General features: G+C 69.0%; 8 protein-coding genes. 3 read left to right on the top strand and 5 right to left on the bottom strand.

The window, feature by feature from the left end; translation table 11 throughout:
• From AC1DYI_RS23405 to AC1DYI_RS23395, 3 genes are all read left to right on the top strand, one after another.
• The coding region (locus tag AC1DYI_RS23405) for an AMP-binding protein (protein WP_477206532.1) at positions 1-1,039 on the top strand (1,039 nt) is incomplete at its 5' end.
• Positions 1,039-1,455, top strand: a complete 417-nt coding sequence (locus tag AC1DYI_RS23400; protein ID WP_477206531.1) for an acyl-CoA thioesterase — start codon at positions 1,039-1,041, stop codon at positions 1,453-1,455. The genes AC1DYI_RS23405 and AC1DYI_RS23400, both read left to right, overlap by 1 nt.
• A gap of 26 nt (positions 1,456-1,481) precedes the next feature.
• Entirely contained in the window at positions 1,482-2,066 is a 585-nt protein-coding gene (locus tag AC1DYI_RS23395; RefSeq protein ID WP_477206530.1) for an NADPH-dependent FMN reductase, read from the top strand.
• A gap of 6 nt (positions 2,067-2,072) precedes the next feature.
• On the opposite strand, the gene AC1DYI_RS23390 is transcribed toward AC1DYI_RS23395, so the two are convergent.
• The 5 genes from AC1DYI_RS23390 to AC1DYI_RS23370 form a co-directional block, all read right to left on the bottom strand.
• A complete protein-coding gene (locus AC1DYI_RS23390; RefSeq protein WP_477206529.1) occupies positions 2,073-3,623 on the bottom strand; it encodes a bifunctional hydroxymethylpyrimidine kinase/phosphomethylpyrimidine kinase in 1,551 nt (516 codons plus the stop codon).
• Positions 3,624-3,696: 73 nt separating this feature from the next.
• Positions 3,697-4,830, bottom strand: a complete 1,134-nt coding sequence (locus AC1DYI_RS23385) for a GGDEF domain-containing protein (protein WP_477206528.1) — start codon at positions 4,828-4,830, stop codon at positions 3,697-3,699.
• A gap of 144 nt (positions 4,831-4,974) precedes the next feature.
• Positions 4,975-5,769: a thiazole synthase gene (locus tag AC1DYI_RS23380; RefSeq protein WP_477206527.1), complete on the bottom strand. Its 795-nt coding sequence runs from the start codon at positions 5,767-5,769 to the stop codon at positions 4,975-4,977.
• A gap of 4 nt (positions 5,770-5,773) precedes the next feature.
• Positions 5,774-5,992 (bottom strand): sulfur carrier protein ThiS, encoded by a 219-nt coding sequence (gene thiS / locus AC1DYI_RS23375; protein ID WP_477206526.1) that lies wholly within the window; start codon positions 5,990-5,992, stop codon positions 5,774-5,776.
• On the bottom strand, positions 5,989-6,677 hold a 689-nt coding region (locus AC1DYI_RS23370), incomplete at its 5' end, for an FAD-dependent oxidoreductase (protein ID WP_477206525.1). The genes AC1DYI_RS23370 and thiS, both read right to left, overlap by 4 nt.

The raw sequence follows: 6,677 nt of genomic DNA, 5'->3' as shown, positions 1-6,677 counted from the left end.
CCTGTTGGACTGGCTGCCCTGGAGCCACACTTTCGGCGCGAACCACAACTTCAACATGGTGCTGGCCCACGGCGGCAGCCTGCATGTGGACGAAGGCCGGCCGATGCCGGGGCTGATCGAGAATACGGTGGCCAACCTGCGCGAGGTGCGGCCGAACTTCTACTTCAACGTGCCGCGCGGCTTCGACATGCTGCTGCCCTTCCTCGAAGCCGACGAGGGCTTCGCGCGCAGCTTCKTCGAGCCGCTGGAGGGCTTGTTCTACGCCGGCGCCGCGTTGCCGCAAAGCCTGTGGCAACGCATCGAGGCGGTGGCGGGCCGCGTGCGCGAACGGCCGATCTGGTTCACCTCGTCCTGGGGTGCGACTGAGACGGCGCCTGCGGTCACCAGCGTGCACTGGGGCATCGATCGCGCCGGCTGCATCGGCGCGCCGTTGCCCGGTGCGGAGCTGAAGTTCACGCCCAGCGGCGACAAGCTGGAGATGCGGGTGCGCGGACCGAACGTCTTTCCAGGCTACCGCGATGCACCCGAGCTGACCGCGAAGGCCTTCGACGAAGACGGCTACTACCTGATCGGCGATGCCGGCAAGTTGATCGATGTCGACGACCCGAGCCGGGGCGTGGCGTTCGACGGTCGCGTCGCCGAAGACTTCAAGCTGATGAGCGGGACCTGGGTCTCGGTGGGTACTTTGCGTGTGCGTGCGGTGGCCGCGCTGTCACCGCTGGCTGCCGACGTGGTGGTGACGGGCCATGACCGCGAGGAGGTCGGGCTGCTGGTCTTTCCCAGCGCTGCGGTCAAGGCGATGGATGCGCCCGAGCGTGCCCACAAGGTCCGCGCAGCATTGCAGGCCTTGCGTGCCGACGGCAGCGGCTCGTCGCAGGTGCCCACGCGCGCCCTGCTGCTGGCCGAACCTCCGAACGCCGACGCCGGCGAGATCACCGACAAGGGCTACGTCAACCAGCGCGCGGTGCTGGCGCGCCGTGCCGAGCAGGTGCTGGCGCTGTACAGTGACCGGCCCTCCCTCGAAGTCATCCGCATCTGATGAGCAAGACGCACATCCACCGCGTCGACGTGCATTTCGGCGATTGCGACCCCGCCGGCATCGTCTTCTTCCCCAACTTCTCGCGCTGGATGGACCAGGCCTCGCTGGCCTTCTTCATGGCCTGCGGCGTGCCGCCGTGGCGCGAGCTGGAGGCCACGCGCGGCATCGTCGGCACGCCATTGCTCGAGATCAACACCCGCTTCCTGAAGCCGGCTACCTACGGCCAGACGCTCGAAGTGCACACCCATGTCGAAGAGTGGCGTGCCAAGGTTCTTATCCAGCACCACCGCATCCTGCGCGACGACGAGCTGCTGTGCGAAGGACGCGAAACACGCGCCTTCGTCGTGCGCGTGCCGGGCAGCTACAAGCTGAAGTCGATCCCGATTCCGGAAGACATCAAGGCGCTGTGCATCTGAGCTGATTCGCCCCACCAAGGACCACCATGAACCTGCTCCTGATCTCCGGCAGCCAACGCCAAGGCTCGTTCAACCTGAGGCTGGCCCGGGTGGTGGCCGAGATCGCACGCTCGCGCGGCGCCGAGGTGAATCAGATGGACCTGCGCGCGCTAGCGCTGCCGCTGTACGACGGCGACCTCGAAGCCGCCGGTGGTGTGCCGGCCGGTGCCCGCACGCTGCAAGCCGCTTTGGCGCAGGCCGACGCGATGCTCGTCGTCACGCCCGAGTACAACGGCTTCCCCACGCCGTTGGTGATCAACTCGTTCGATTGGCTCTCGCGCCTGGGCGCCGGCGACGGCTTGCCCACCGGCCTGGCCACCACCGCCAACAAGCCTGTCGGCCTGCTCTCGGCCTCACCCGGCGCGTTGGGCGGTCTGCGCTCGATGAACTACCTGCGCCAGTACTTCCAGATGAACTTCCAGATGGTCGTGCAGCCGCAGCAGAACGCGCTGAGCCGCGCTGGTGATGCGTTCGACGAGGCTGGCGCGTTGAAAGACCCGAAGACCGCCGCCGCCGTCGCCAGTGTGGTCGATGCGTTGCTGGCGTTTGCCGGCAAGCTCAAGGCGGCCTGACGCGGGTCAACCCAGCATCGGATGCGGCAGCGCCGGTGCAGGCGAGCGCGCTGCCTGCCGCCCCGCTAGCAGCGCCCTCTGAAAGCCAGGCACGGTGGCCGCCGGTCGCTCGCCCAAGCCGCGCACCACACAAACGCCATCGGCGCCGCAAGCCGCTGCGACTTCAGCTTGCTCAGGCGCCAGGATGCCGCCAATCGCCACCACCGGGTGATCGGCCATGCGGCACCACCAGCGCAGGTTGTCCAGCCCCTGCGAGCGCCAAGGCATGCGCTTGGTCAGCGTGGGCCAGACCGGGCCGCAGGCGATGTAGCGGGGTGCCAATGCCCGCGCACGCGCCAGCTCCCACAGGCTGTGCGAGCTGATGCCGAGGGCGACGCCGCAGGCAGCCAGCGCAGCGCGCCCCGCTTCGCCCAGCGCCATCAAGTCCTCTTGGCCCAGATGGACGCCCGGCGCGCCCAGCTCGATCGCCAGTGCCCAATGGTCGTTGATGAAGAGATGCGCGCCGGCAGCACGGCAAGCCTGCACGGTCGCCTGGATCTCCTCACGCAGCGTGTTCACGTCGGCTGCGCCTTCCTTGATGCGCAGTTGCACCGTGCGCACGCCGGCGGCCAGCACCTGCTGAACACGCGCCAAGCTGTCGACGATCGCGTACAAACCCAACGATTCGTCTGCCACCTCGCGCCGAGTTGCAAAGGCCGGCACCTCGCCCCACGACAGCAGTGGCATCAGCAGCGGGTCTTCGCCAAAGCCTGCCGCCGCACGCACCGGCCCGGCACCCTGCCCCACGGCACTGCCGCACTGCAAGGCATGCAGCGTGGCCATCTTGGCCAGCACCAACGCATCGGCCGGCACATGCCCCAGCGCCATCGCTGCAGCGGCGCTGCTGGCGAAAGTGCAGCCGGTGCCGTGGTGATGTGGCGTGTCGATGCGCGGCGCAGCCAGCCAGCCGGCGGCCTGTGGGGTGTCGACCCAATCGAGCACCCGTTCGTCCAGGGAGGCACTGTCGCCACCGGTGATCGCAACCGCCTGCACGCCACGTGCGCGCAATGCACGCCCCAGCGCCGGCACGGCCGCCGCGTCGCGCACGCTGTCGGGCGACTCGCCTAACAGCAGCGCAGCCTCGCGCCGGTTCGGTGTCAGCAGCGTCGTGCGCGGCAGCAGCTCGTCGCGGTAGGCGGCCAGCAAGGCATCGTCGACGAACGCACGGCCCGTGCTGGCACCCAGCACCGGGTCCACCACCAACGGAACCGGGCCGTGGTCGGCACGCAGCCGGTCGACCCAGCGCAGCAGCACCCGCAGGTTGTCGACGCTGCCAAGCAAGCCGCATTTGACGGCGCGTGGCGGCATGTCCGCTGCCAGCGCTGCGAGTTGTGCATCGAGCCAGTCAGGTGGCACCGGCTGCACCTGCGTCACGGCGACGCTGTTCTGTGCCGTGACCGCTGCCACCACCGGGCACAGATGGGTGCCCAGCGCCTCTGCGGCACGCTGGTCAGCGGCCAGGCCGGCGCCACCGCCGGAATCGGTGCCGGCAATGCTCCAGACGATGGGTAGGTTCATGGCGTGTTGTAGGTGCGACGCACCGCCACACGGGGCGCGAACCCCGGTGCCGGGGCTCGGCGGATGGAAAGTGTCAGGCGGCCGGCAGCGYGTGCGCCTGGGCCTCGGCGGGGCTGCGCGCGGCCTGCGGGGCGGTGGGTCGTGCCGGCAAGGCCAGCGGCGCCACGCAGACCTGGTTGCGGCCGGCGTTCTTGGCGGTGTAAAGCGCCGCGTCGGCGTTCTTGAAGGCGTGGTCGAGCGCTTGACCCGGCAGCACCTCGCAAACGCCCAGCGATATGGTCACTGGCACCGCGACGCCCCCATGCTGGCAGGCGATCTGTTCGACGCTGGCGCGGATGCGCTCGCTCAGCTCCAGCGCGCCGTTGCCATCGGTCATCGGCAGCAGCATCACGAATTCTTCGCCGCCCCAGCGGCCGATCAGGTCGCCGGTGCGGGCCTGGTGGCGCATCAGGCCGGCCACATGCTGGATCACCCGGTCGCCGGTGTCGTGCCCATGCTGGTCGTTGACCCCCTTGAAGTGGTCGATGTCGGCCAGCACCAGCGCCAGCGGGGTGTTGTGCCGGCTGGCACGGTCGATCTCGGCGTGCGCCATCTGCAGGAACTGGCGGCGGTTCCACAGGCCCGACAGCGTGTCGGTGGTCGCCAGGTCGTAGAGCCGGCCTTCGGCCTCGTGCACCCGCTGGGTGTAGTAGCGCGCGGTGTAGCCGAACATCACGAAAACGACCGTGATGCTGAGCCAGCGCAGCGCCATCAACGGCTCGGCTGTCAGCGGGTAGGCCACAGGCACGGCCTGCGTCACCGCATCCAGCCCCAGGTAGACCGCGAGCACGAAGCCCATTGCGATGATGGCGTGACGCGGCGATCGGCTGACGGCCACCGCCGGCAAGAAGACCAGCAGAAAGTAGTGCGTGCCGCTGTCCCAGCCCAGCAGCACGGTGCACGCGCAGGCATGGACCAGCACCTCGGTCCACATCAGCGCCACGGCGGGCAGGTTGTGCCGCTTCCCGAGCAGCACATAGGCCGCGGCATACATGCTGACGCTGACCAAGTTGGCCAACGCCATCACCGGCATGCCAAGGGCGAAGAAGGCCAGCAGGTAGACCAGGTCCACGCAGCCGGCGAACACGGCCACGCGCCGCAGCATCAGCCAGAAGGCGCCACGCGACATGCCTCGTTCGGAGTCGGCAGGGGAGCGGGCAAGTGGCATCGGTGGGCGGCGATCGGAAGTGGAGAGATCCGCTCGTTGTCGGCCGATACCGCACGAACTGGAGAAAGCATTTCCCCGCGCTTGCAACAAGGCGTTGGGGTTTGTGCGTTCCTCGACAGTTGGCCGACATGTATGTGCCCGTTGTCAGCCGATCAGCAGCGGCCGATCGGCCACCGGCGTGCTGGGCACGGCCATGTCCTGCGGTGCCATCACGCCTGCTTCGTAGCCCAGGCGCCCCGCCGTGACAGCGTGGGCAAATGCCGCGGCCATGCGCACCGGCTCGCGTGCCTGTGCGACCGCCGAGTTCAGCAGCACACCGTCGAAACCTAACTCCATCGCGCGTGCGGCGTGGTGCGGGGCACCGATGCCCGCGTCGACAATCAAGGGCACCCCCGGCAAACGCTCGCGCAAGGTGCGCAGCGCGTAAGGGTTCAGCAGGCCCTGGCCAGAGCCGATCGGCGCGCCCCAGGGCATCAGCACCTCGCAGCCGGCGTCCAGCAGGCGACGGCAGGCCACCAGGTCGTCGGTGCAGTACGGAAAGACCTGGAAACCATCGCGCACCAGTTGCGTCGCCGCGTCCAGCAGCTCCCACGGCTCAGGCTGCAGCGTGTGCTCGTCACCGGTCACCTCGAGCTTGACCCAGCGGGTGCCGAACAGTTCGCGCGCCATGTGCGCCAGCACGATCGCCTCGCGCGCAGTTCGGCAGCCGGCGGTGTTGGGCAGCAGGTGCACGCCGCTGTTGCGCACGATGTCGACGAAGCCGTTGTCGCCGGCATCTGCGGCCAGCGAGCGCTTGAGCCCCACCGTCACGATCTGCGTGCCGGCGGCTGCGATGGATTCGCGCAACACCTGGGGCGACGGGTAGCCGGCACTGCCAAGCAGGAAGCGGCTGTTCAAAGGCGTGCCGTAGAGCGACCACGGCGTCGTTGTTGTCGTCATCTCGTCACCCTCCGACGATGGCTTTGAAGACGGTGATGCGGTCGCCGCCGGCCAGTTGCACGTCGTCGCGGCGGTCGCGAGCCACGAAGCTGCCGTTCAGCGCCGTGGCCACCTGGTCGGCCGGCTCGCCGAGCCGATGCAACAGTTCGGCCAGGCTCAGCCCTTCGGCATTGGCCACAGGCTCGCCGTTGACGACGACGGTGTCATGTGCGGTATCGCTCATGCCAACTCCATCGTGCGCAACGTGTCGTCGACCAATGCGGGCGCCATCAGCCAGCCGTGGCGGAACAAGCCATTGATGCGGGCCAGGCCGGGCTGGGTGTCGATGCGCGGCTCGTGGTCCGGCAGCGCGGGACGCAGGTTGCGGTCCAGCCGCAGGATGCGCGCCTCTTGCAGCGCCGGCATCACGCTTTGTGCCGCCGACATCAGCTCGACGGCACTCTTCAGTGAGACCTCGCTGCGGTCTTCGCTCTCGACCTCGCTCGCGCCGACGACCAGCACATCGCCCGGCCGCGGCGCGATGTAGATGCGATGGCGCGGGTGCAGCAGGCGCAGCGGCCGCGTCAGGCCATGGCCCGGCGCGCGCAGCCACACCGTCTCGCCACGCACACCGCGCAGCGGCAGCTCGGGCCGGGCGCCCAAGCCGCGCAGATCGAGCACAGCGTCGAAGCGCCGCCAACTGCCGTCTGACAAGCGCAGCGTGCCGGGCGCCAGGTCGATCACGCGTTGACCCCAGTGCCAATGCACCGAGGGCGCACCGTCATGCAGCGCACGCAGCGTCTGCACCGGGTCGATCTGGCCCTCGCCCGGCAGCAACCAAGCGTGCGACACGCCGCGCAGCGCCGGCTCGATGGCGGTCAGCTTGTCGTTCGTTAGCGCGACAGGCGCATGCGCACCGGTGCCGGGAG

The organism is Ideonella sp. P3_A4, assembly GCF_056403075.1.
Note: the sequence above shows the minus strand (reverse complement) of the source record. Positions and strands in the feature narration are given on the sequence as shown.